Origin of the sequence: Actinomadura fibrosa, assembly GCF_900659615.1 — a bacterium.
In the GTDB taxonomy this organism is placed as follows: Bacteria; Actinomycetota; Actinomycetes; order Streptosporangiales; family Streptosporangiaceae; genus Spirillospora; species Spirillospora fibrosa.
In genome coordinates, this window is record NZ_CAACUY010000024.1 from 1 (window position 1) to 24474 (window position 24474).

Below are 24474 nucleotides of genomic sequence, written 5' to 3' on the forward strand. Positions count from 1 at the left end.
TGGCGGCAGGCTGGGCGGCGGGCTGGGCCGGCGCCTTCGGCGGCGTCACCGGCTGCCGGCCCGGTGTCGGCGGAGCGGCCGCGGTGCCGTTCGCGGCCTTGCCGGCCGCGCCTTCGGTGGCCTGGGGCGCCCCGGGGGACGCGGGGGTCACGGACGCGGGCCGGGTGCCCGGCTCGTAGTCCGAGAAGAAGTTCCACCAGGCTTCGTCAACCGAGTTCGGGTCCTCGAGGTACTTCTGGTACAGCTCGTCGACCAGCCACTCGTTGGCACCGAAGTCTGTGATCTTTGGGTCGGCACTTGTTTGCGACGACTCTGTCGACACGGCGGAGATCGCCCTCTTCCGCAGCTCGCAATGAGTTATTAGACCCACCAAGGTTACAAGGTCCGCCTACTGACTTGTCCCGTGAGCTCGCACTGCGGGGTCGGCGGGCGCCTGTAACGGCACAGGCGCCCGACAGGAGACATCGGGTCCGAAGCCACCGCGAGAACCGACCCGGGGGCCGCCGGGCCGAACCTCAGGTGACGGAGAGCGAAACGTTGCGATCGCGTGCGAAGCCAGGTTCGAGCTTGCGAGAACCTGATCGCGCAGCGAGCCCCTGGGCGAGCCGGAGCGATGCCAGCGATCGCCGCAATGCCCGTTGAAGGAGGCCCGCCAGGGCCGACGCCAAGGGCGTTGCAGAAAACTCAGTGCGTGTGGGGGGCGACGGTCGGGCCCTCCGAGGCCTGGACGAGGACGAAGCCCTGGCCCTGGTAGGCGAGCTGCATGGCCTCGCCGCTGCCGCGGCCGATGAGGGCGGAGGCCTTGAAGGTGCGGTTGACGCCGACCTGGAGGCTGGTGCTCCACGCGACGGCGGACTGGCCGTCGGCGAAGGTCGGGGCGCGGCCGCAGTCCAGCATGACGGGGGTGCCGTGGGTGGTGAGGGCGACCCAGCCGGTGCCGTGCAGGGTGGTGTTGAACAGGCCGCCCGCGGCGATGCCGGCGCCCTGGACGCGCTGGATGTCGGACTGGAGGTGCGAGTCGTAGGCGAGGATGTTCTTGCCGTTGACCGTGATGCCCTCGTTCTCCAGGTAGAAGAGGTGGATGTCGTCGGCGTCGTTGGCGACGAACAGCAGGCCCTGGCCCTTGACGCGCATCAGGGGCACGCCCTCGCCGGTGACGGCCTTCTTGATGAACTTGCCGATGCCGCCGGCGCCCTCGTAGTCGAACTCCATCTGGCCCTGGAAGGCGACCATGGAGCCCTGCCGCGCGAGGACGTCCCCGTTGAGGTGGACGCGGAGCATCTTCGAGTTCTGGAGGGCGAAGTGCCCGGGGAGCTGCTGCCCCTGGTCGATGTTGCCGAAGAACTGGCTGCGCATGGTCGGATGGCCTCTCGTTGCCGTCGTGGGGATCTTCTGGAGATCCGCCAGCATAACGACGGGATGCGCTCGGCTTTGAACTTCTCGGACGTTGGGGCAATCCGGAGGGGCCGGCCGGACGAATCAGGGGCGTGATCCTCGACGGAGCGCCCGGCCTTCCCGGCGCGGGCGAGAGCGCCGGCATGGGCGCGGACATGGGCCTGGGCATGGGCGCGGGCAGGGTGGTCGCCGGGCGGTACCGGCTGCTCGAAGAGGTCGGCCGCGGCGGCATGGGCGTGGTGTGGCGGGCCCGCGACGGCGTCCTCGATCGCGAGGTCGCGGTCAAGGAGGTCGTGGTCCCGCCGGGGCTGGACGAGGCGGGGCGCGAGGCGCTGCCGCGGCGGGCCGTCCGGGAGGCCAGGTCGGCGGCGCGGCTGTCCCATCCGGGGGTGGTGACGGTCTTCGACGTGGTGGAGGAGGACGGGCGGCCCTGGGTGGTGATGGAGCTCGTCCAGGCCCGTTCGCTCCAGGAGGTGATCAGGCGGGAGGGGCCGCTGGCGCCGGACCGGGCCGCGCGGATCGGGCGGCAGGTCGTGGCGGCGCTCGGGGCGGCGCACGCGGCGGGCATCCTGCATCGGGACGTGAAGCCGGGGAACGTGCTGATCGCCCGGGGGGACCGGGCGGTGCTGACCGACTTCGGCATCGCGGTGATCGAGGGGGACGCGAGCCTCACGCAGACGGGGGCGCTGCTCGGGTCGCCCGCCTACATCGCGCCGGAGCGCGTCCGGGGCGAGCCCGCGCAGCCCGCGTCGGACCTGTGGGCGCTGGGGGCGACGCTGTACGCGGCGGTGACGGGCCGTCCGCCGTTCCAGCGGGACGATCCGGCGGCGGTGTTCGGTGCCGTGCTGACGACCGAGGCGACCATTCCGCCGTACGCGGACCCGCTCCGCCCGGTGCTGGAGGGGCTGCTCGACAAGGACCCGCGCCGCCGCCTGCCGGCGGACGTCGCGGAGGCGCTCCTGCTCGCGCTCGGGGGCGGCGAGCAGGGGCGGGACGGCGGCAGGGCCGTCACAGGGGACGCGGGTCCGGCGGTGACGCGCGCGGAGGCCGTGGTCGCCGGGCCCACGTCCGTCCTGGAGAGCGTGGTCGAAGGGACTCGGGGCGGCGGGCCGGAGGCGGGCGAGGAGGAGGTCTTCTGGCGGATCGGAGGCGTCCTCGCCTACTCCGGCATCGCGCTCCTGGTGCTGGGTGTCCTGCTGGTGGTGCTCAGCCTGCGCTGAGGTTCTCGCGGCCGTGCGGGGCGGTCCAGTCGATGAGCGGGCCCTTGGGGACGATCCCGGTGGGGTTGATGTTGGGGTGCGTCCCGTAGTAGTGGCGCTTGATGTGGTCGAAGTTCGTCGTCTCGCCGAACGCGGGGATGGAGTACAGGTCGCGGGCGTAGCCCCACAGGTTCGGGTAGTCGGTGAGGCGCCGCAGGTTGCACTTGAAGTGGGAGTAGTAGACGGCGTCGAAGCGCGCGAGGGTGGGGTAGAGGCGGACGTCGGCCTCGGTCAGGGCGTCCCCGAGCAGGTAGCGGCGGGTGGACAGCCGCTCCTCCAGCTGGTCGAGGGTCGCGAAGAGGGCGTCGAAGGCCTCCTCGTAGGCCTCCTGGGAGGTGGCGAAGCCGGCCTTGTAGACCCCGTTGTTGACGGTGGAGTAGACGAGGTCGTTGAGCTCGTCGATCTCGGGGCGGAGCGCCTCGGGGTAGAGGTCGGGTGCGCCGGGCCGGTGGAGGGCCGTGAACTCGGTCTCCATGGTCGTCGTGATCGCGGGGTAGTCGTTGGTGACGAGGCGCCCGTTCACGGTGTCCCAGACGCACGGGACGGTGTAGCGGCCGTCGAACGAGGGGTCGCTGGCGAGGTACAGCTCGGACAGAAAGACGGCCTTGGTCACCGGGTCGTGGTCGGGGAACCGCCAGCCGCGCTCGTCCCGGATGGGGTCGACGACGCCGACGCCGATGGCGTCCTCCAGGCCGAGGAGCCGCCGGACGATCAGGGTGCGGTGGGCCCACGGGCAGGCGTAGGACACGAAGAGCCGGTAGCGGCCGGGCTCGGCGGGGTAGCCGCTGCGGCCGTCGGCCGTGATCAGGTCCGTGAACCGGTTGCCCTGCCGCACGAAGCGGCCTCGGGCGAACTCCTGCGCGGTCATCCCGTTAGGGGTCGTCATGCCGGTTCCTCCCCGGGTCGTCCTTTCGGTCCCCCGGATGTCCTACCCGCGAGGGATCCTCCTATCGGAACCTCGCGGCTACGATAACCGTCGGTGGCTTGGTAGCAGACGAGCGCACCTGGCGCCCGTGGCGTGCAGGAGGTCCTCCGAGGCGGCGGACCCGATGGGACGAGGTGGCGGGGGACCCATGCTGGAGAACTTCAACGCGCTGGTGGACGGGCTGCCACCCTCCCTGATCTACCTGCTGATCGCCGCGCTGGTCTTCGCGGAGGCGGCGCTGTTCTTCGGCTTCGTCTTCCCGGGCGAGACGGCGATCGTGGTCGGCGGCGTGCTGGCGAGCCAGGGGACGCTGTCGCTGCCGCTGCTGCTGGTCATCTCGGTGGTGGCGGCCGTCGCCGGCGACTCGGTCGGATACGAGATCGGGCGCAAGTACGGGACGCGGCTGCTGGAGACCCGGGCGATGAGCAAGCACCGGGCCAAGGTCGCCACGGCGCAGGACCTGATCCGCCGCCGGGGCGCGTTCGCGGTGTTCATCGGGCGGTTCACCGCGCTGCTGCGGGCGCTGATGCCCGCCCTCGTCGGCAGCTCGCGGCTGCCGTATCCGAAGTTCCTGGTGTTCAACGTGATCGGCGGCGTGGCGTGGGTGTGCACGTTCACGCTCGGCGGCTACTTCGCGGGCGAGGCGTTCGACCACGCGGCCAAGATCGCCGGACGGGGCCTCGCGATCGGGCTCGCCGTGGCCGCCGTGGTCGCGATCATCGTCTGGAGCGTCCGCAAGCACCGCCGGGAGGCCGTCGAGGAGGCCGAGGCGGAGAGCGAGGCGGAGGGCGAGGCGGCCCGCGCGCTGGAGCAGACGAGCCCCTGACGCGGGGGAGTGTTCCCGCTGGAGGACGTCGGGCTAGAGGACGTCGAGGGGGTCGGCGTCCATGCGGCCGGTGATGAGCGGCAGGTCCAGGTAGGTCCGGATGCCGGGCTCGGCGGCGCAGACCACCGGGATCGAGTTGAGCGCGTGCGCCGCGGCGGCGGAGATCGCGTCCGACACCCACTCCTCGTCGGTGGTCAGCGTGAGCGAGGGCCTGCCGTGGACGCGGACGGCGTAGCCGGGGCGGCCCCACTCGGGGGTCTGCCGGGCGTCCGCCTTGTGGATGACCTCGAAGGTGATCACCGGGCGGCCGCCGGCGAGCCCGCTGAACGTCCAGCGCGCCGCCGCGACCGTGCCGCGGGGGATGAGGCCCGCGGCGGTCTCGAAGTCGGCGCCGGCGAGCCGGTGGTCGACGTCCACGTCGATCTCGTCGAGGTCGACGCGGAGGCCCGCCGCGATCAGGTGGAGGCTCTCGGAGAACAGCGCGCGCATCGCCGTGCGGGACGGCCGCAGCGACCGCAGGAACTCCTCCTCGGCCTTGCCGAAGCCGATCATGCGGTGGACCATCCGCCAGGACGGGTGCCGGGCGAAGTCCAGGCACTGCCGCGCGTACACGTGGGTGATGCGCCGGGAGAGGCGGGACAGCACGAGCGGCATGACGTCGGCCATGAACCCGCCGTTGAAGCCGCTCCCGTGCACGGTCGCGCCGCCCCGCTTGCACGCCTGCTCCAGCTCCGTCGCGAGGTGGGGGCCGTGTGCGTACGGGTAGACGAGCCCGTTCATGCAGATGAGGTTCTTGCCGGACGCGAGCAGGGCGCAGATCGTGTCGAGGTCGGCGAACGGGTCGCCGGCCCGTCCGGGGGAGTAGACGACGCAGTCCGCCTCCAGGGCGAGGATCTCGTCGAGCTCGCGGGTGGCGAGGATCCCGGCCGGGGGGCGGCCCGCGAGGACGGCGGCGTCCGCGCCGGCCTTCTCGGCGCTGTGCACCCAGACGCCGGCCAGTTCGAGGTTCGGATGGTCGAGCACGCCGCGGATCACGCTGCGTCCGAGGGCTCCCGTCGCCCACTGCACGACGCGGTACGGGCGCGGGGTCGGCGGGGCGGCGTCGGCCGGGCTCATCGAAGCGGTTCCTCCGTGCTCCTCGCGGCCGGGGTGGCGGGTGGGGCCGCGGTGGTCCGGTGCCGTCCGTGGGGTGAGGGCGGTGTGGGCGGTCTGGTGGGGGCGGGGTGGTGTGGCCGCGATGGGTGAGGAGACTACGCGGAAAGTCCGGCGAAATGGGGCATTCGTGGCAACTTTCCGGAAAGTCCCCGGGCCCCGGGACGGGCGGCGGGTGCGGCCGGGGCGCGGCGCGGGAAGGATCTGAGGGGGCCGCGGCCGAGTGGGATTCGGTTTAGTGGTACCACTGGGTAACCCCCGGGTGATTACCTAGGGGGCGTAGTCGGTGCGATGTGAGGAGACAGGGATGTCGGAACTGCGCTACGACGGCCGGGTCGCGGTCGTGACCGGAGCGGGCCACGGCCTCGGCCGCCAGCACGCGCTGGAGCTCGCCGCCCGCGGCGCGAAGGTCGTGGTGAACGACCTCGGCGGCGACCGGTCCGGTGTCGGCGCCTCCGCCGGCCCGGCCCAGGAGGTCGTCGACGAGATCAAGAAGAACGGCGGCGAGGCCGTCGCGAACCCCGACAACGTCGCCACCCCCGAGGGCGCGCAGGCGATCGTCAAGACCGCGCTCGACACGTTCGGCAAGGTCGACATCGTCATCAACAACGCCGGCATCCTGCGCGACAAGTCGTTCAAGAACATGAGCCCGGAGGAGTTCGACTCCGTCATCGCCGTCCACCTGCGCGGCTCGTTCCTCGTCTCCAGCGCCGCCTGGCCGCACCTGCGCGAGCAGGGCTACGGCCGCATCGTCAACACCTCGTCCCCGGCGGGCCTGTTCGGCAACTTCGGGCAGGCGAACTACGCGACCGCGAAGATGGGCCTGGTCGGGTTCACCAAGACCCTCGCCCACGAGGGCGCCAAGTACAACATCAAGGCCAACGCGATCGCCCCGGTCGCCTGGACGCGGATGACCGAGGACCTGCTGCCCGCCGACTTCAAGGACGCGCTCGGCGTCGAGCAGGTCACCCCGCTCGTCGCCTACCTGGTGCACGACAGCAACCAGGACTCGGGCGAGGTCTTCACGGTCGGCGGCGGCCGGATCGCCAAGATCTTCGTGGCGGAGGGCCCCGGCTACGGCCAGAAGGGGACGCTCTCGGTCGAGGACGTCCGGGACAACTGGGCCGCGATCAGCGCCGCCGAGCCGCTCACCGTGTTCGAGAACGTGGGCGAGCAGATGGGGCCGCTGATCCAGCAGCTCACGAGCTGAGCCGTTGTCCGGGCTGAAGCTCGACCGGCGGGACGGGGTGCTCACCGTCACCCTGTCCCGGCCGGAGCGGCTGAACGCCGTGGACGCGGCCGTGACCGAGGAGATGCTCGACGTCCTCAACGAGCTGATGCGCGACACCGCGACGCGGGTGCTCGTGCTCACCGGCGAGGGCCGCGGGTTCTGCTCGGGCATGGACATCCAGGGCGGCGACCCGGGCGGCGACCGGGACGAGGGCCGCGTCCAGCGGCTCCACCGGGGCATCGCCCGCGGCGGCGAGGTGACCGCGCGGCTGCGGGAGATCCCGCAGCCGGTGATCGCGGCGCTGCACGGCCCGGTCGCGGGCATGGGCGTCTCCTGGGCGCTGGCCTGCGACCTGCGGGTCGCCGACCCCACCACCCGCTTCGTGGTGCCGTTCGTGGACCTCGGCCTGTCGGCCGGGGACTGCGGGCTCTCCTGGCTGCTGCCCCGGCTCGTCGGGCCCGCCAGGGCCGCGGAGATCTGCTACCGGGCGCAGCGGCTGGACGTGGAGCGGGCCGAGGCGCTCGGCCTGGTCACCGAGGTCGTCGCCGAGGGGAGGGATCTGGAGGGCGCGCACGCGCTCGCCGACGAACTGCTCACCAAGTCGCCCTACGGGCTGCGCCGCACCAAGGAGCTGCTCAACTCGGCTCTGGACGCGCCGGGGCTGCGTCAGCAGCTCGCGGCGGAGACGGCGGTGCAGGCGCTGGCCTTCTTCAGCGAGGACCTCGCCGAGGGCATGACCGCGACGCTGGAGCGGCGGCGCCCGGCCTTCCGGAACCGCTGACCGCCGGCGGCGGATCGCCGATCCCCGCCGAGCCCTCTCCCGGGCTCAGTCCGCCAGGGCCCGGGAGAGGGCTTCGACGTACCGGAGGGCCGCCACCCTGGCGAGGGCCGGGTGCGGGCCCAGCGGGGCCGAGTATCCGGCGCCGATCGAGGCCGCCGCGGCCGCCACGCGGTGCCACTCCGGCTCCGGGCCGATCAGGTGCGGCGCGACCGCGACCGACGCGGCCCCGGAGACGCGCAGCTGCTCGGCGGCCGCGCGGAAGGACGCCTCGTCGTTGAGCGAGGCGGTGAAGACCGGCGCGGCGAGCCGGGAGGCGAGGAGCACGCTCGTGACCTCCGCCTGCCGGACGGCGACCGCGTCCCCCGGCGTGGCCACGATGAAGCCGGACGCGGCGGTCACCATGGTCATCATCCGGATCCGGTCGGCGCGGGCGAGGCCGGCGTCGGCCAGCCGGTCGTGCAGCGCCTCGGCGATCAGCGGGTGCGGGCCGAGCGGCTCCGCCGCGACCGCGGGCACCGGGGCCGCCGCCACGGCGTCGCGGACGGCCGCGTCCAGCGCGGGGTCGGGTCCGGTGGACAGCGGGACGACCACCGCCGCCGGCTCGTCCGGCCGCTCCTGGCGCAGCCCGGCGAGGACCGCGTGCAGGCTCGCCTCGGGGCCCTCCAGGTGGCCGACGTGGGCGGGCTGGCCGGTGTGCTCGATCTCGACCAGCCGCGCCAGTTCGGCCGCGATCTCCGTGCCGGCCTGCCGGGCGGGGCCGGGTACGGCCAGCACCAGCGTGGGAGAGCCGGGGGGAAGCAGGAAGGATTCGTCGCCGCGATGGCGCCCGCCGCGGGGTGTGCGGCGGCGTCGCGACGGAAGTGCCTCGGATGCCTGGCTTTCGGGACTCACGGCGGGAATCGTAACGCCCCCGGGGCCGGGTGTCGGCCTCCCGCCCTGGCCGGACTGGCCGCGCGGCGCGCCGGGCGCGCCCTCGTGCCCGCCCCTGTCGGTGCCTGTAAAGATCGTCGATCTCCTTTCCGTGTCGTGCCGGTGACCGGTCCCCCGTGCGCTCGGCCGGAGGCCGGTGCCTCCGCCGGCGACGGGCGGAGTGGAGCAGAGCAGCAGAGTATGGCGCATTCCACTTCCCCGAACAGGGGGAATGGTCTAAGTTGTCCGGATTTGCCGTTATCTCATTGCGGTTCGTTCGCCGTCCCGGCGGCGTGTCCGCCCTCCGGTTTCCGCCCCCCGGCCTTCCGGGCGCGCGAGTCCGCGCACCGTGGTACGGATCCCGGCTCTCGATCGATCAAATAACGGCAATGCGTGCGAAAGGCGCCAAAGGGGTTGCGGTGCCGACAGAGACCGCCTTTATGATCGCAGGCACCCTGAGCGCCGCACCGTCCGAGGTCCCATGACATCCCCTGAAGCCGGCCGCACGCGGTCGACCCGCACGCGGTCGATCCGAACCAAGGTCGCCGCGCTCCTGCTCGTGCCCCTGCTGTCGCTGATCGTCCTGTGGGGCTACGCCGCGAACGTCACCGGCCGCGAGGCGCTCGCCCAGCGGCGCTACCACACGCTCGACCGGCAGTTCGCGCCGAGCGGCCAGGGCGTCCTCGTCGAGCTCGGCAAGGAGCGGCTCGCGTCCGCGACGTTCCTCAGCGCGTCCCGCGCCGCCGCGCCCGCGACGCCGCCCGAGCTGAAGGCCCAGCGCGCCCGCCTCGACGCCGCCGTCGCGTACTTCCGCCGCCAGGCCACCTCGGACGTCGCGCGCGGCGCCACCAACGCCGAGATGGAGCGGCGCGTCTCCGACGTCCTCGACGCGCTCGGCGGGCTCGCGCAGATCCGCCGGTTCGTGGACGCCCGCTCGATCGACCGGCTGACCGCCATCAACGACTACAGCTCCATCGTCGACGACATGCACCGGCTCTACGACCGGCTCATCGTCATCGACGACTCCGAGCTGTACAACTGGACGCTGTCCACCCGCGCCGCCGGCCGCGCGATGGAGCTGATGCAGCGCGAGAACGCGCTCATCGCCGGCGTGCTCGTCGGCCACGGGCGGATGACCCCCGCCGAGCACCGCATGTTCGTGGAGATGCTCGGCGAGCAGCGCTGGCAGTGGGGCAAGCAGCGCTCCCTCCTCGACCCGCGCGTCTACGAGACCGGCACCCGGCAGGTGTTCGAGTCCAAGCAGTACTCCGACTACAAGGCGATGGAGGACCGCATCGCCGACCGCACCCGCGGGCCGCTGCCCATCCGGGCGGCGGAGTGGCAGGCGACGGCCCAGCCGCTCGTCCTGTCCGTCAACGCGATGGTGCTCGCCAACTCCAAGCGCGCCGGCGAGCACGCCGACGACCTCGGCCGCGACGCCTACGTCCGGCTCGGCGCCGTCGCCGGGCTCGGACTGCTCGCCATCGTCGTGTCGGTGCTGATGTCGCTGCGGTTCGGCCGCGGCTTCGTCCGCGAGCTCGTCGGGCTGCGCGGCTCCGCCGAGGAGCTCGCCGACCGGCGGCTGCCCGACGTCGTCGGCCGGCTGCGCCGCAACGAGACCGTGGACGTCGACGCCGAGGCGCCCCCGCTGCGCCGCGGCCGCACCACCGAGGTCGCGCGGCTCGCCGACGCGTTCGCCAAGGTGCAGCGCACCGCCGTCGACGCCGCCGTCGGCCAGGCCGAGCTGCGCGCCGGCGTCAGCCGCATCTTCCTCAACATCGCCCGCCGCAACCAGTCGCTGCTGCACCGCCAGCTCACCATGCTGGACGCGCTGGAGAGCCGCGCCGAGGCCGACGACCTGGAGGACCTCTTCCGGATCGACCACCTCACCACCCGCATGCGGCGGCACGCCGAGAGCCTCATCATCCTGTCCGGCGCCACGCCGGGACGCGGCTGGCGGCGGCCCGTCCGCATCGTCGACGTGCTGCGCGCCGCGATCGCCGAGATCGAGGACTACACCCGCGCGACCGTCCTCACCCAGTCCGAGGACGGCCTCGTCGGCGCCGCCGTCACCGACGTCGTCCACCTGCTCGCCGAGCTGCTGGAGAACGCCGCCTCCTTCTCCCCGCCCAACACCGAGGTGCGGGTCATGGCCGACCGCGTCGGCACCGGCTTCGCCATCGAGATCGAGGACCGCGGCCTCGGCGTCAAGCCCGAGCTGCTCGCCGAGGCCAACCGGCGGCTCGCCGAGCCCCCGGAGTTCGACCTCGTCGACACCGACCAGCTCGGCCTGTTCGTCGTCGCGCGGCTCGCCGCCCGGCACGACATCGACGTCTCGCTGCAACGCTCCCCGTACGGCGGCGTGACCGCGATCGTGCTGCTGCCGCACGAGCTGGTCGTGCCCGCCGAGCGGATGGCGGACGGCCCGGAGCCGCCGGACGGCGACGGCGCGGACGGCCCCGACCTGGACGGCGCCGTGAACGCGCTCGGCGCGGGCGCCGCGCAGAACGCGCCGAAGGCGATCGAGGCGGGCGCCGCGCGGAGCGCGCACGGCGCCGGCCCTCGCGGATCGGGCGAGCACAGGGCGACCGGCGCGGTGGGCGCCGAGCCGTTCATGGGACAGCAGCCGCCGACGGAAACGCGCACCGACGCGAACACCGACGTGAGCACTGGCCTGAGCACGGACGTGAACGCCGTCGCGGGCGGAGGCGAAGCCGCGGGCGCGGGCTCGGAGGCGCGTGCGGAGACGGTGGTGCCGCTGCGCGAAGGCACGCTGACCGGCCGGTTCGCGACCCCCGCGGCGGACGAGCACGAGTGGCGGCGGCACGGCCCGCACAGCGTCGCCCCGGCCGGACAGGCACCGTCCGCGCCCGGCGGCGGCGCAGGCCCGTGGGGGACGCCCGACGACGGCCCGCCCCCGCCGCCCGTCCGGTTCGGGGACGCCACCGCCATGCCGCGCCGCCCGTCCGTGAACCCTTGGTCCGACGACGCGGCGGAACCGGACGACCCCTTCGCGGACCAATCGACCGGAACCGGACCCGGCGCGGGAGAACGGACCGCGGCGGAGGCTCCCGGGGAGGCGGCCGGAGGCGGTACCGTCGGCGGCGACCCTGGGAAGGGGCCCGCCCAGGAAAGCGCCGGGACGTACGCGGGACTGCCGCGCCGCGTGCGCCAGGAGAACCTGGCGCCGCAGCTCCGGAAGGCCTCCGCGCCGCCCCCGGCGGCCGGCGGCGGCACGTCCTCGGGCGTCGCCCGGTCGCCGGAGGAGGCGCGGTCGCTGATCGCGTCGATCCAGCAGGGATGGCGGCGCGGGCTCGCGTCGGATGTGGGGGATGAGGGAACGCGATGATGCACAACACCGCGAGCGGCGAGCTGAACTGGCTGCTCAACGACTTCGCCGAGCGGGTCACGACCGTGCGGCAGGCGGTGATCCTGTCGCGTGACGGGCTCGCCGTCGCCGCCACCAGCGAGCTCGGCCGCGAGGACGCCGAGCACCTGTCGGCGCTCGCGTCCGGCGTGCAGAGCCTCGCGCGCGGCGCCGGCCGCCACTTCGCGGGCGGCAACGTCCGCCAGACCATCATCGAGATGGACGCGCTGCTGCTGTTCGTCACCGCCGCCGGCGACGGCACCTGCCTCGCCGTGCTCGCCGAGGCCGAGGCCGACGCCGGGCTCGTCGCCTACGAGATGGCCGTGCTCGTCAAGCGCGTCGGCCAGCACCTCCAGGCCGGGCCGCGGTTCGGCGCCGACGAGCGCGTCCAGGGCGCCCCCGGCGGCGGCTTCGGCGGGTTCGGGGGCGCCGGGGGAGCCGCCCCGCGGGGACTCTGACGGATGTCCCCCTCGCCGGAGCGGTGGCTGGACCGGGACGCGGGCCCGGTCGTCCGCCCGTACGCCATGACCCGGGGCCGCACCCGCCCGCGCGGCGCCGGCTTCGAGCTCATCGCGGTGGTGAAGGCCACCGGGGAGCAGCCGGGCGACCGGCTGCGCTACAGCCCGGAGCACCTGCGGATCCTGCGCGGCTGCGAGCGCCCCGTCCCGGTGGTCGACCTCGTCGCCGACGTCGCGCTGCCGCTCGGCGTCGTCCGGGTGCTGCTCGGCGACCTCCGCGACGAGGGCCTGATCACGGTGCTGCCCGCCGCCGAGCCCGCGGGCGACCGGCCCGGTCCGGGCGTCCTGAGGGAGGTGCTGAGTGGCCTTCGCGCCCTCTGACCCGGCGGCCGCGCCCGCCCTGGTCACCACGAAGATCCTCATCGCCGGCGGGTTCGGCGTCGGCAAGACCACCATGGTCGGCTCGGTCAGCGAGATCCGGCCGCTGCACACCGAGGAGCCGCTCACCGACCGCGGCGTCCACGTCGACGACACCTCCGGTGTGCAGGCCAAGACGACCACCACCGTCGCCATGGACTTCGGCCGCATCACGCTGTCGGACCACCTCCTCCTCTACCTGTTCGGCACCCCCGGCCAGGACCGCTTCTGGTTCATGTGGGACGAGCTCGCCGCCGGCGCGATCGGCGCCGTCGTGCTCGCCGACACCCGGCGGCTCACCGGCTCGTTCCCCGCCATCGACTACTTCGAGCGGCGCGGCCTGCCGTTCGTCGTGGCCGTCAACTGCTTCGACGGCGCCGACCGGCACCGCCCCGAGGACATCGCGATCGCGCTCGACCTCGATCCCGGCGTCCCCGTGCTGCTGTGCGACGTCCGGCGCCGCGAGTCGTCCAAGGAGGTCCTGGTCGCGCTGATCGAACACGTCCTGAGCTGGACGGACCCGGCGGCGCAGCCCGCCGCCCCCGCCGGCGGCGGCGCCGTCCCCACCGGCTGACGCGCCGGACTCGGGCGTCCGCGAACCCGCGACGTAGTAGGCTCCCCCAGACCCCCGTACACCTCGCATCGGGAGGTTCCCCCGCATGTCTCGCCCCCGACCGCCGAAGGCCGCCTCCATGAGCACGGTCCGCGAGCCGTGACCGTCCCCCGCTTCTCCTCCATCCGGTCGAGGATCACGCTGCTGGTCCTCGTGCCGCTGCTCGCGCTCGCCTCGCTGTGGGTGTTCACCACGAGCATCACCTACGGCGACGCGCACCAGCTCATGCAGGCCCGCGAGTTCCAGCGCAAGTCGGTGCTGCCCACCCAGCGGCTCATCGACGCGCTGCAGAAGGAGCGCCGCCTGTCGGTCGCCGAGCTCGGCGGCGCCCGGCCCGCGGCCGAGGGCGCGATGCGGACGCAGCGGCAGGCGACCGACCGGGCCGCCGAGGAGGTCCGGCGCGGGGCACGGGACGGGGGCCTGCGCGGCGCGATCCTGCCGCAGGTCGTCCGGCGCATCGACGCGCTCGTCGCGCGGCTCGGGACGCTGGAGGCGGTCCGCCGCGGCGTCGACGAGCGCGTCACCGACCGCGGCCGCGCGCTCCAGGAGTACAGCGCGCTGATCGACGCGGGCTTCGCGATCTACAACGCGACCACGCCCGGCAACGGGGCCGTCACCGCGGACGCCCGCACGCTCACCGCCGTCGGCCGCGCCCGCGAGTTCCTCACCCGCGAGGACGCCCTGCTGACCGGCGCGCTCGCGGCCGGGCACCTCGGCGCCGCCGAGCGCGGCCAGTTCGCGCAGCTCGTCGGCGCCCAGCGGATGCTGTACGCCGACACCGTCCCGAACCTCCCGGCCGCCGCGCGCGGCCGCTACCAGGTCCTCGCGAACTCGCCGCAGTTCGCGCAGCTCCGCGAGCTGGAGGACGAGGTCATCCGCGGCGGCGACCAGACCGTCACCCCCAGGACCCGGACGACGAACCGCACCGGCACCCAGGCGGGCGCGGGCACGCAGGCCGGCGCCGGGAACACTCGCGCGGCCCGCACCGCGCCGCCCGTCGACCCGTCCGCCTGGCGGACGGCCGCCGACACCGCCAACAGCCGCCTGTACGACTTCGAGAACGGCGTCCTCGACGACATCACCGGGCACGCCCAGGGCATCGCCGTCGGCGTCGTCCTGCGGCTCGCCATGGCGGGCGGCCTCGGCCTCCTCGCCGTCGTGCTGTCCACGCTCATCGCCGTGCGCGTCGCGCGGCGGCTGCTGCGCGAGTGCCGCACCCTCGCCGGCGGCGTCGTCGAGTTCACCCAGCAGCGGCTGCCGCGGCTCGCCGAGCAGGTCCGCGCCGGGAAGCCCGCCGACCCCGAGCCGCTGCCCGATCAGGAGTACCGGATCAGCGAGATCCGGCAGATCGCCGACTCCTTCGACCGCGCCCGGCAGGCGGTCCTCGCCGCCGCCGCGGGCGAGGTCGCCGCCCGGCGCGGCATCAGCGAGGTCTTCGTCAACCTCGCCCGCCGCAACCAGGCGCTGCTGCACCGCCAGCTCAGCCTGCTCGACACGATGGAGCGCCGCACCGAGGACCCCGCCGAGCTGTCGGACCTGTTCCGCCTGGACCACCTCGCCACCCGCATGCGCCGGCACGCCGAGGGCCTCGTCATCCTCGCCGGCAAGAGCGCCGGGCGCGGCTGGCGGCGCCCCGTCCCGCTCGTGGACGTGGTCCGCGGCGCGGTCGCCGAGGTCGAGGACTACCCCCGCGTCCGCGTCCAGCCGCTCCCGCGCGTCTCCCTGCTCGGCTCCGCCGTCGCCGACGTCATCCACCTGCTCGCCGAGGTCGTCGAGAACGCCACCACGTTCTCGCCGCCGCAGTCGCCGGTGCGCGTCACCGGCCACCCGGTCGCCAACGGCTTCGCGATCGAGGTCGAGGACCGCGGCCTCGGCATGACCGAGGAGGCGCTGCGCGCCGCCAACGCCCGGCTCGCCGAACCGCCGGAGTTCGACCCGTCCGACAGCGCGCAGCTCGGCCTGTTCGTCGTCGGCCGCCTCGCCCAGCGGCACGACATCAAGGTCACGCTCCGCCCGTCCCCCTACGGCGGCACCACCGCGATCGCGCTGATCCCCGGCACGCTCATCGTGGAGAGCGCCGAACCGGACACCGCCGCCCGCCGCGCCACGGGACCGCTTCAGACCCTGACCCCGCCCCCGGCCGCGGCGCTGCCCGCGTCCGCCGCCACGTCCGCGTCGGCGTCGGCGTCGGCGGAGACGGGCGGCTTCGTCCGGCTGGTCGCCGAAGCGGAACCGCCCAGGCTGGCCGACCCCGGACCGCCCCGCGAACTCGGCCCCGCCGGCACCGACCGCGCCGGAACCTCGTCCGCTGAGACGCCGCGCACGGGCACCCCGTCCGCCGGCACCGGATTCGCCCGGCCCGAGTCGACCGGCTCCACGCCTACGGGTCCCAGGTTCGCGTCCAGCGGACCTGAGTCGACCGGCTCTGTGCCGGCGCGTCCCGGGTTCGCGTTGGGCGCTCCCGCGTCCGCTGGTCCCACAGCCGGTTCCGGTCCCGCGTCCGGCGGGACGCCGAGCGGAGGCGCGCGGCGCTTCGACGCGCAGCCCGTCCAGCCGCCCGCGCCGTCCCGGAGCGCGGAGCCCGCCGAGCCGGCGCCCCCGCCCGCGGACGGCGAACTGCCCAAGCGCAGGCGCCAGACGCACCTGGCACCCCAGCTCAAGGAACGCGTCGACGCCCACCTCGCCGCCGAGGGACGGCCCGTCGCCGCGGACTCCCCGGCGGCGCCGTCCCCGCACGACACCGCCGAAACGCCCGCGCCGGCGCGCCGGACCGGCGGCCACCGCCGCCCCGCCCCCGAGGCGTCCGGCACGATGCCGCTCGGCGCCCCCGTGCCCGCCGGCACCGACGGGACCGCTCCACACGACGAGCCGGAGGCGGACGGCGCCCGTTCGCCCGAGGAACTGCGATCGAAACTGTCCGCCATGCAGCGTGGCTGGCAGCGCGGCCGGCACGAGGCGGCCGAGGCCGAGGCCGGCCGGAACCGAGGCGACCAGGAGGACGACACCCCATGACAGATGCCCAGCACTCCGGAACGGAGGCCCCGGGCGGAACCGGCGGTGAACTGAACTGGCTGCTCGACAGCCTGGTGCAGCGGGTCGCCCCCGTGCAGAACGCGGTGGTCCTGTCGAGCGACGGCCTGCGCATGGCCGCCTCCCGCGGACTCGCCCGCGAGGAGTCCGACCACCTCTCGGCGGTGGCCGCCAGCTTCCAGAGCCTCGCGCGCGGCGCCGGAGAGTCCTTCGGCGGCGGACCCGTCCGGCAGACCATCGTCGAGATGGAGTCGTCGTTCCTGTTCGTCACCGCCGCCGGCCGCGGCGCGTGCCTCGCCGTCCTCGCCGACGCCGACGCCGACCTCGGCATCATCGCCTACGAGATGGCGATGCTCGTCACCCGCGTCGGCCAGCACCTGTCCGCCGGCCCCCGGGTCGCCGCGTCCGAACCGGGCGGCGTCTGAGGTGGACCGCGAGGACGGGCACGCGCCCCCCGAAGGCGCGAACGGCGCCGGCGGCGCGGGCGGCACGGCCTGGTACGACGACGCGGCCGGACCCGTCGTCCGCCCGTACGCCCTCACCGGCGGCCGGACGCACTACGACGGCGTCGAGTTCGACCTCGTCGCGCTCATCATCACCGCCGACGCCCCCGGCCCCGACGACGCCCACCCGGGCCCGCAGTGGGTCCCGGAGCCGGAACATGGCATGATCTTGGAGCTTTGCCGCACCCCGTTGTCGGTTGTCGAGATAGCGTCGGATCTGGAACTTCCCCTCGGAGTGGTCCGCGTCCTGCTCGGCGACCTTCTCGATCACTCGCTGATCCAGGTCCGACGCCCCGCGCCGGTGGCGCAGTTCCCCAGCGAGCGCGTACTCAAGGAAGTGATCGATGGAATCCGTGCGCTCTGACGCGGCCCCCACGGCGGGCGAGTCCGCGCTGACCGTCAAGATCCTCGTGGCCGGCGGCTTCGGCGTCGGCAAGACCACCCTGGTGAGCGCGGTCAGCGAGATCCGCCCGCTGCGCACCGAGGAGGCCCTCACCGAGAAGAGCATCGGGATCGACGACACCACCGCCGTCGCGTCCAAGACGACGACGACCGTGGCGATGGACTTCGGCCGGATCACCCTCCCCAACGGCCTCGTGCTCTTCGTCTTCGGCACCCCCGGCCAGGACCGCTTCTGGTTCATGTGGGACGAACTGGCCAAGGGCGCGCTCGGCGCCGTCGTCCTCGTCGACACCCGCCGCCTCGCCGACTGCTTCGCGTCCGTGGACTACTTCGAACGCCGCGGCGTCCCGTTCATCATCGGCGTCAACCGCTTCGACGGCGCCGGCCACCACACCCACGAGCAGGTCCGCGACGCCCTCGACCTGCCCCCCGAGATCCCCGTCATCACCTGCGACGTCCGCGACCGCGAAGACGCCAAGAGAGTCCTCATCACCCTCGTCGAACACATCATGAGGAGCATGAGTAGGGTTTGAAGCAGAACCCTCGGCGTCAGGCGCAGAACGCCTTCCTTCAACGGGCTCTGCGGCGATCGCTGCATCGCTTCGGCTCGCCCAGGGGCTCGCTGCGCGATCAGGTTCTCGCAAGCTCGAACCTGGCTTCGCACGCGATCGCTGTGTTTATTGCGTCGCCCTTGGCGGTCGGCCCTGGCGGGCCTTCCTTCAACGGGCTCTGCGGCGATCGCTGCATCGCTCCGACTCGCCTGGCGGCTCACTGCGCGATCAGTGCCTCGCAGGCTCGGCACTGGCTTCGCACGCGATCGCGGCGTTTAGGTCGTTGACGGCTGAGGCTCCGACCGGTGTCGGCCAGCTCGCCTTTTGACCCCCGTCCCCCTTCCTCTGGGGCGGGGGTCTTCGGTTTGCCCCCGGGGTCTTTGTCCTGTGAGTGGCGAAAGTTTGATTGATCTGACGGAAAGGTCTTCACATGGCGGCGAAAGACGGTTACGTTCTCGCCAGGAACCCGGCCGGCGGTGGCTCGGGGTCTCGGCCCGGAGGGACGGCGTGATGCGCATGACGGCTCGTCCGCAGAACGTGCATCAGGCACGGCTGCTGCGGCTGCTGCGCGACGAGGGGCCGCGCTCGCGGGCGGAGCTCGGGGAGGTCGTCCGGCTGTCGCGCTCGAAGCTGGCCGTGGAGCTGGACCGGCTGGTCGAGCTCGGGCTCGTGGAGGGGGCGGGGCTGGCGGCGTCGCGCGGGGGGCGGCGGTCGGGGATCGTGCGGCTGTCGCCGCGGCTGCGGTTCGTGGCCTTCGACATCGGGGCCACCTCGATCGACGTCGCCGTGACCGACGGCGCGCTCGAGGTGCTCGGCCACGTCAGCGAGCCGTGCGACGTCCGGCAGGGCGCGACCGTGGTGCTGGACCGCGCCCTGGACCTCCTCGGCAAGCTGCGCGACGAGGGGCTGATCCCGCAGGTGCACGGCACCGGCATCGGGGTGCCCGGGCCGGTCAGCTTCCGGGACGGGATGCCGGTCGTGCCGCCGATCATGCCGGGCTGGGACCGGTTCCCGGTGCGGGACGCGATCGGGCAGGAGCTCGGGTGCCCGGTGCTCGTCGACAACGACGTGAACCTGATGGCGCTCGGGGAGCTGCACGCCGGGCTCGCGCGGTCCGTGGACGACTTCCTGCTCGTCAAGATCGGCACCGGGATCGGGTGCGGCATCGTGGTGGACGGCGCGATCTACCGCGGGGTGTCCGGCAGCGCCGGGGACATCGGGCACATCCGCGTCGACGACGACGGGCCGATGTGCGCGTGCGGCAACGCGGGGTGCCTGGAGGCCTTCTTCGGCGGCGCGGCGCTCGCCCGGGACGCGGAGGCGGCGGCGCGGTCGGGGGCCTCGCCGCAGCTCGCGCAGCTCCTGGAGGCGCACGGGCGGCTGTCCGGCGAGCATGTGGCCACCGCGGCGGCGGCCGGGGATCCGGCGGCCGTGCAGATCATCCGGGAGGGCGGGCGGCACGTCGGGCAGGTGCTCGCCGGGCTGGTCAGCTTCTTCAACCCGGGCCTCGTCATCATCGCGGGCGGCGTCGCGGGGCTCGGGCACACGCTGCTCGCCGAGATCCGCAGCGTCGTCTACCGCCGGTCGGCGCCGCTCGCCACCGGCAACCTCCCGATCGTGCTGTCCGAGCTCGCCGGCGCCGCCGGCGTGGTCGGCGGCGCCCGCCTCATCAGCGACCACGTCTTCTCGTACTCCTGACACCGAGGAGGCCCGATGGGCCCGTCCGAACCATCCCCGCTGCTCCGGATGCGGGGGATCGTCAAGCGGTTCCCCGGCGTCCGGGCCCTGGACGGCGTGGACCTCGACGTCCAGGCCGGTGAGGTGCACTGCCTGCTCGGGCAGAACGGCGCCGGCAAGTCGACGCTCATCAAGGTGCTCGCGGGCGCCCACCAGCCGGACGCGGGGGAGATCGCGATCGGCGGGGAGCCGGTGCGGTTCGCCGGGCCGACCGCGGCGATGCGGGCGGGCGTCGCGACCATCTACCAGGAGCTCGATCTGGTGGACGGCCTGTCGGTGGCGGAGAACATCTTCCTCGGGCACGAGAAGGCGACGCTCGGGTTCACGCGGCGGGGGGACGCGGAGCGGGCGGCACGGGAGCTGCTCGGGCGGCTCGGGCACGGGGAGATCCCGCCGCGGCGCGAGGCGGGGCGGCTGCCCGCGGCGGGCAAGCAGGTCGTGAGCATGGCGCGGGCGCTGTCGCACGACGCGCGGATCATCGTGATGGACGAGCCGTCCGCGGCGCTGGCACATGACGAGGTGGCGAACCTCTTCCGGATCATCCGGGAGCTGACGGCGGCGGGCGTCGCGGTCGTGTACATCTCGCACCGGCTGGAGGAGATCCGGGAGATCGGCGACCGGGTCACCGTGCTGAAGGACGGCCGGACCGTCGCGGTCGGGCTGCCGGCGAGCACCCCGACCGACGACATCGTGGCGCTGATGACGGGGCGGGACGTCGAGTACGTGTTCCCGGAGCGGCCGGAGGCCGGGGACGGTCCGGAGGTGCTGCGGGTGGAGGGGCTCGCGCTGCCCGGCGCGTTCGAGGACGTGTCGTTCTCCGTGCGGGCGGGGGAGATCGTCGGGCTGGCGGGGCTGGTCGGGTCCGGGCGCTCGGAGATCCTGGAGACGGTCTACGGGGCGCGGCGTCCGGCGCGGGGGCGGGTGCTCGTGGACGGGCGGCCGGTGCGTCCCGGAGACACCGGCGCGGCCGTCCGGCACGGGATGGGCATGGCGCCGGAGGAGCGCAAGAGCCAGGCGCTGCTGATGAACGAGACGGTCGCCGGGAACGTGACCGTCGCCGGGATGCGCCGGTACGCGGCGTTCGGCTGGCTGAACCGGCGCCGGGAGCTCGCCGACGTGCGGAGGCAGATCGCCGCGCTGGACATCCGGCCGCCCGATCCGCGGCGCCCGGTCGCGACGCTGTCGGGCGGCAACCAGCAGAAGGTCGTCCTCGCCCGGTGGCTGCTGGACGACGCGGACCTGCGGGTCCTCATCCTGGACGAGCCGACCCGCGGGGTGGACGTCGGGGCGCGCGCCGAGCTGTACGCGGTGATCCGCGAGCTGGCGGGGCGCGGTATCGCGGTGCTGCTGGTGTCGAGCGAGGTGCCGGAGGTGCTCGGTCTCGCCGACCGGGTCCTCGTCGTCCGGGAGGGCCGCGTCGTGCACTCCGGCGACGCCCGCGCGCTCGACGAGGGCGCCGTCCTCAACATGATCATGGAAGGGAGTGCGCTGTGACCGACGCGGGTGTGGGCGAGCGCGAGGGGGCCGGCGTGCCCGTGGCGAAGGACGCGGCCGGCGGGCCCCGGTGGCGGCTCTGCGGGTCGGACGGCGGGGCGCGCGGCGTCGGCGAGGTGCACCACATCGGGCTGGTCGCGGCGCTGGTGCTGCTCGCGGTCGTCGGCCTGGTGACCGAGCCGGACAACTTCGCGACGTCCGGGAACATCGTCGGGATCCTCGCGCTCGCCGCGACGATCGGGGTCATCACCGTCGGCCAGACGTTCGTGATCATCGGTGGCGGGATCGACCTGTCCGTCGGCGCGGTGATGGCGCTCGCGTCGGTGTGGGCGACGACGGTCGCGACGCAGTCGTACGGGCCGGGGGTGATGGCGCTGTGCGCGGTCCTCGTCGGGACGGGCGCGGGCGTCCTGTCCGGCCTGCTGATCTCCTACGGGCGGCTCGTGCCGTTCATCGCCACCCTCGCGATGCTCGTCGCCGCGCGGGGGCTGGCGCAGCGGATGTCTGACCGCAGGACGCAGCTCGTCCGGCCGGAGAACGACGCGATCGAGAAGCTGTCGACGACGAAGGTGCTCGGGCTGCCGCTGGTCGTCTACATCTTCGCGGCGGTCGCGGTCGCCGGGTGGGTGCTGCTGAACCGCACCACGTTCGGCCGCCGGACGTTCGCGGTCGGCGGGAACCCGGAGGCCGCGCGGCTCGCCGGCATCGACGTCCGCCGCCACACGCTGCTGCTGTACGCGCTGTCGGGGTTCTGCTGCGGCATCGCCGCGATCATCATCATGGCGCGCACCACCACGGGCTCCAGCACGCACGGCGACCTGTACGAGCTGGACGCGATCGCCGCCGTCATCATCGGCGGCACGCTGCTCACCGGCGGGCGCGGCACCGTCGCCGGGTCGATCCTCGGCGTCCTCGTGTTCACGCTCATCACCAACCTGTTCATCCTCAACGGCCTGCAGACCAGCGACCAGCTCATCGCCAAGGGCGTGATCATCGTGATCGCCGTGCTGCTCCAGCGCCGCGGGCTCCGCTCGCCCACCTGACCGGTCCGTCACACCCCACCCCAGTCCGGCGCCGTGCTTCCGGGGACGCGCGGCGCGGGACGCCCATCCCTTGATCAGGAGCACGTCATGCGGAATTCGAGCCCCCGTCCCAGCCGCCGCGGAGTCCTGTTCGGCGGCGCCGTGATCGCGGCCGGCACCGTCGCGGCCGCCTGCACGAGCAACGACGAGAAGGACACGAGCCCGGTCGCGCAGACCGGCGCGGCCGGCGGCGACAACGACAAGCCGGGCAAGCAGGTCACGATCGGGTTCTCCGCGCCCGCCGCCGACCACGGCTGGATCGCGGCGATCGCCAAGAACGCGCAGGCGCAGGCGAAGAAGTACTCCGACGTGACGTTCCGGTCGGTCGAGCCGACCAACGACATCAACCAGCAGATCTCCGCCGTCGAGTCGCTGATCTCGGCGAAGGTCGGCGCGCTGGTGCTGCTGCCGAACGACGGCGAGCAGCTCAACCAGGTCGCCCGCAAGGCGATGGACGCGGGCATCCCGGTCGTCAACCTCGACCGCGTGTTCCCCGACAAGCTGTCCTACCGGACGTGGATCGGCGGCGACAACTACGGCATGGGCGTCTCCGCCGGGCACTACGTCGGCAAGCGGCTCAAGCAGAAGGGCGTGTCCAACCCGGTGATCGTCGAGGTCCAGGGGATCGCGACGCTGCCGCTCACGCAGGAGCGCAGCAAGGGGTTCGCGGACGCGCTGAAGTCCTACGGCTACACCGTCACCGCCAAGCAGGACGCGAAGTTCACCGTCGAGACCGGCAACCAGGTCGCCAGCAACCTGCTCCAGGCCCACAAGAAGATCGACGCGCTGTGGAACCACGACGACGACCAGGGCGTCGGCGTGCTCGCCGCGATCAAGCAGTCGGGCCGCAAGGAGTTCTTCATGGTCGGCGGCGCGGGGTCCGCCAACGCGATGCGCGAGATCAAGGCGGGCGGCGGCGTGCTGGAGGCGACCGTCACCTACCCGCCGACGATGGCCGCGTCCGCGGTGCGCCTCGCGCGGCTCATCGCGCAGGGCAAGGGCATGGCCGACCTCGTGGAGCTCCAGGTGCCGCAGTCGGTGACGCTGGCGTCCGAGACGGTCACCAAGGACAACGTCGACCGGTACATGCCGCTCGGCTTCGAGTCCTAGACGCGCCGCGACCGCCGCGCGCCCGCGCCGCCCGCCCGGCGCGGGCGGCGCGAGAACAGAGAGGTGAGGCATACATGACGACCGTCGGAGTCGGGATGGTCGGGCACGCGTTCATGGGACGCGCCCACTCCCAGGCGTGGCGCAGCGTCGGGCCGTTCTTCGGCCCGCCGCTGACCCCCGTGATGGCCGCCCTGGCCGGACGATCCGCCGAGCGGGCGGGCGCCGCGGCGCGCGAGCTCGGCTGGGCGTCGGTGGAGACCGACTGGAAGGAGCTGCTCCGCCGCGACGACGTCCAGCTCGTCGACATCTGCACGCCGGGCGACGGCCACGCCGAGATCGCCGTGGCCGCGCTCGACGCCGGCAAGCACGTCCTCTGCGAGAAGCCCCTCGCGAACTCCGTCGCGGAGGCGGAGGCGATGGTCGCGGCGGCCGAGCGGGCCCGCGCGCGCGGCGTCCGCTCGATGGTCGGGTTCAACTACCGGCGCGTCCCGGCGGTCGCGCTGGCGCGGGACCTGGTCGCGGAGGGGCGGATCGGCGCGGTCCGGCACGTCCGGGCGCAGTACCTCCAGGACTGGCTGACCGACCCCGAGTCCCCGTTCACCTGGCGGATGGACCGCGACCGTGCCGGGTCCGGCGCGCTGGGCGACATCGGCGCGCACATCATCGACACCGCGCAGTTCATCACCGGGCACGCGGTCACCGGAGTGTCGGCGCTGATGGACACGTTCGTGCACGAGCGGCCCATGCCCGGCGGCGGCACCGGGCAGGTCACCGTGGACGACGCCGCGCTGTTCATCGGACGGACCGACGGCGGCGCGCTCGCGTCGTTCGAGGCGACCCGCGTCGCGACCGGCCGCAAGAACGCACTGCGGATCGAGGTCAGCGGCTCGTCCGGCGCCCTCTCCTTCGACCTGGAGTCGCTGAACGAGCTGTGGTTCCACGACGCGACCGAGGACGCCGCCACCGCGGGCTTCCGCCGGATCGTGGTCACCGAGCCCGTCCACCCGTACGCGGGGCACTGGTGGCCGCCCGGCCACGCCCTCGGGTACGAGCACACCTTCACCCATCAGATGGCCGACCTGCTCACCGCCATCGCCGACGGCGCCGACCCGAGCCCCTCGTTCGCCGACGGCCTCCAGGTGCAGCGGGTCCTCGACGCCGTCCAGCGGAGCGCGTCGTCCGGCGGCGGCTGGGCGGCCGTCGAGGGAACCCCCGTAGGGAGCGTGTAGGAG

Annotated in this window: 22 protein-coding genes; 17 read left to right on the forward strand and 5 right to left on the reverse strand. The window is 73.8% G+C overall.

Annotated elements, in window-relative coordinates:
• The coding region (locus E1300_RS52360; protein WP_242619091.1) for a 2-oxoglutarate dehydrogenase E1 subunit family protein at window positions 1-322 on the reverse strand (322 nt) is incomplete at its 3' end.
• Window positions 323-684: 362 nt separating this feature from the next.
• Window positions 685-1356, reverse strand: coding sequence for an AIM24 family protein (locus tag E1300_RS11780; protein WP_131757003.1), 672 nt, complete (start codon window positions 1354-1356; stop codon window positions 685-687).
• Between the two features lie 131 nt (window positions 1357-1487).
• On the opposite strand from E1300_RS11780, the gene E1300_RS11785 reads away from it, so the two are divergent.
• A complete protein-coding gene (locus tag E1300_RS11785) occupies window positions 1488-2615 on the forward strand; it encodes a serine/threonine-protein kinase (RefSeq protein WP_242619092.1) in 1128 nt (375 codons plus the stop codon).
• Here E1300_RS11785 and E1300_RS11790 read toward each other — a convergent pair.
• Complete coding sequence (locus E1300_RS11790; protein ID WP_207399654.1) at window positions 2602-3540, reverse strand: glutathione S-transferase family protein; 939 nt, start codon at window positions 3538-3540, stop codon at window positions 2602-2604. The two genes, E1300_RS11785 and E1300_RS11790, sit on opposite strands and share 14 nt — an antisense overlap.
• Window positions 3541-3727: 187 nt before the next feature.
• Here E1300_RS11790 and E1300_RS11795 point away from each other — a divergent pair, with 187 nt between their 5' ends.
• On the forward strand, window positions 3728-4405 hold the full coding sequence (locus E1300_RS11795) for a DedA family protein (protein ID WP_131757004.1): 678 nt from the start codon (window positions 3728-3730) through the stop codon (window positions 4403-4405).
• A 33-nt stretch (window positions 4406-4438) separates the two neighbouring features.
• Here the strand turns inward: E1300_RS11795 and E1300_RS11800 are convergent, their stop codons facing one another.
• Entirely contained in the window at window positions 4439-5521 is a 1083-nt protein-coding gene (locus E1300_RS11800; protein ID WP_131757005.1) for an NAD(P)H-dependent amine dehydrogenase family protein, read from the reverse strand.
• A gap of 343 nt (window positions 5522-5864) precedes the next feature.
• Here E1300_RS11800 and E1300_RS11805 point away from each other — a divergent pair, with 343 nt between their 5' ends.
• Both E1300_RS11805 and E1300_RS11810 read left to right on the forward strand, forming a co-directional pair.
• On the forward strand, window positions 5865-6767 hold the full coding sequence (locus E1300_RS11805; protein ID WP_131757006.1) for an SDR family oxidoreductase: 903 nt from the start codon (window positions 5865-5867) through the stop codon (window positions 6765-6767).
• A gap of 4 nt (window positions 6768-6771) precedes the next feature.
• Window positions 6772-7569 carry an enoyl-CoA hydratase/isomerase family protein gene (locus E1300_RS11810; RefSeq protein WP_131757007.1) on the forward strand — a complete coding sequence of 266 codons (798 nt, stop codon included), beginning with the start codon at window positions 6772-6774 and terminating at the stop codon, window positions 7567-7569.
• A 45-nt stretch (window positions 7570-7614) separates the two neighbouring features.
• On the opposite strand, the gene E1300_RS11815 is transcribed toward E1300_RS11810, so the two are convergent.
• Window positions 7615-8343, reverse strand: a complete 729-nt coding sequence (locus E1300_RS11815) for a sirohydrochlorin chelatase (protein ID WP_242619093.1) — start codon at window positions 8341-8343, stop codon at window positions 7615-7617.
• Window positions 8344-8959: 616 nt separating this feature from the next.
• On the opposite strand from E1300_RS11815, the gene E1300_RS11820 reads away from it, so the two are divergent.
• The 13 genes from E1300_RS11820 to E1300_RS11880 all read left to right on the forward strand — a co-directional run bounded on the left by E1300_RS11820 (window position 8960) and on the right by E1300_RS11880 (window position 24471).
• Complete coding sequence (locus E1300_RS11820; RefSeq protein ID WP_131757009.1) at window positions 8960-11827, forward strand: sensor histidine kinase; 2868 nt, start codon at window positions 8960-8962, stop codon at window positions 11825-11827.
• Window positions 11824-12303 carry a roadblock/LC7 domain-containing protein gene (locus E1300_RS11825; protein ID WP_370784729.1) on the forward strand — a complete coding sequence of 160 codons (480 nt, stop codon included), beginning with the start codon at window positions 11824-11826 and terminating at the stop codon, window positions 12301-12303. Before E1300_RS11820 ends, E1300_RS11825 begins: the two co-directional genes overlap by 4 nt.
• Before the next feature lie 3 nt (window positions 12304-12306).
• A complete protein-coding gene (locus E1300_RS11830) occupies window positions 12307-12684 on the forward strand; it encodes a DUF742 domain-containing protein (RefSeq protein WP_131757010.1) in 378 nt (125 codons plus the stop codon).
• Complete coding sequence (locus E1300_RS11835) at window positions 12665-13294, forward strand: GTP-binding protein (RefSeq protein ID WP_131757011.1); 630 nt, start codon at window positions 12665-12667, stop codon at window positions 13292-13294. Before E1300_RS11830 ends, E1300_RS11835 begins: the two co-directional genes overlap by 20 nt.
• Window positions 13295-13432: 138 nt before the next feature.
• The gene (locus E1300_RS11840; protein ID WP_207399655.1) at window positions 13433-16345 is read left to right on the forward strand and encodes a sensor histidine kinase; all 2913 of its coding nucleotides are present in this window, start codon (window positions 13433-13435) and stop codon (window positions 16343-16345) included.
• The gene (locus E1300_RS11845) at window positions 16342-16788 is read left to right on the forward strand and encodes a roadblock/LC7 domain-containing protein (RefSeq protein WP_131757012.1); all 447 of its coding nucleotides are present in this window, start codon (window positions 16342-16344) and stop codon (window positions 16786-16788) included. The genes E1300_RS11840 and E1300_RS11845 overlap by 4 nt, the downstream gene beginning before the upstream one ends.
• 1 nt (window position 16789) lies before the next feature.
• Window positions 16790-17230, forward strand: coding sequence for a DUF742 domain-containing protein (locus tag E1300_RS11850; protein ID WP_131757013.1), 441 nt, complete (start codon window positions 16790-16792; stop codon window positions 17228-17230).
• Entirely contained in the window at window positions 17211-17801 is a 591-nt protein-coding gene (locus E1300_RS11855) for a GTP-binding protein (protein ID WP_131757014.1), read from the forward strand. Before E1300_RS11850 ends, E1300_RS11855 begins: the two co-directional genes overlap by 20 nt.
• Window positions 17802-18335: 534 nt before the next feature.
• Window positions 18336-19517: an ROK family transcriptional regulator gene (locus E1300_RS11860; protein ID WP_131757015.1), complete on the forward strand. Its 1182-nt coding sequence runs from the start codon at window positions 18336-18338 to the stop codon at window positions 19515-19517.
• A gap of 15 nt (window positions 19518-19532) precedes the next feature.
• On the forward strand, window positions 19533-21050 hold the full coding sequence (locus E1300_RS53395; RefSeq protein WP_131757016.1) for a sugar ABC transporter ATP-binding protein: 1518 nt from the start codon (window positions 19533-19535) through the stop codon (window positions 21048-21050).
• A complete protein-coding gene (locus E1300_RS11870; protein ID WP_242619094.1) occupies window positions 21047-22093 on the forward strand; it encodes an ABC transporter permease in 1047 nt (348 codons plus the stop codon). The genes E1300_RS53395 and E1300_RS11870 overlap by 4 nt, the downstream gene beginning before the upstream one ends.
• Before the next feature lie 87 nt (window positions 22094-22180).
• A complete protein-coding gene (locus tag E1300_RS11875) occupies window positions 22181-23242 on the forward strand; it encodes an ABC transporter substrate-binding protein (RefSeq protein WP_131757017.1) in 1062 nt (353 codons plus the stop codon).
• A gap of 74 nt (window positions 23243-23316) precedes the next feature.
• Window positions 23317-24471 carry a Gfo/Idh/MocA family protein gene (locus E1300_RS11880; protein ID WP_131757018.1) on the forward strand — a complete coding sequence of 385 codons (1155 nt, stop codon included), beginning with the start codon at window positions 23317-23319 and terminating at the stop codon, window positions 24469-24471.
• Window positions 24472-24474 lie beyond the last annotated feature (3 nt).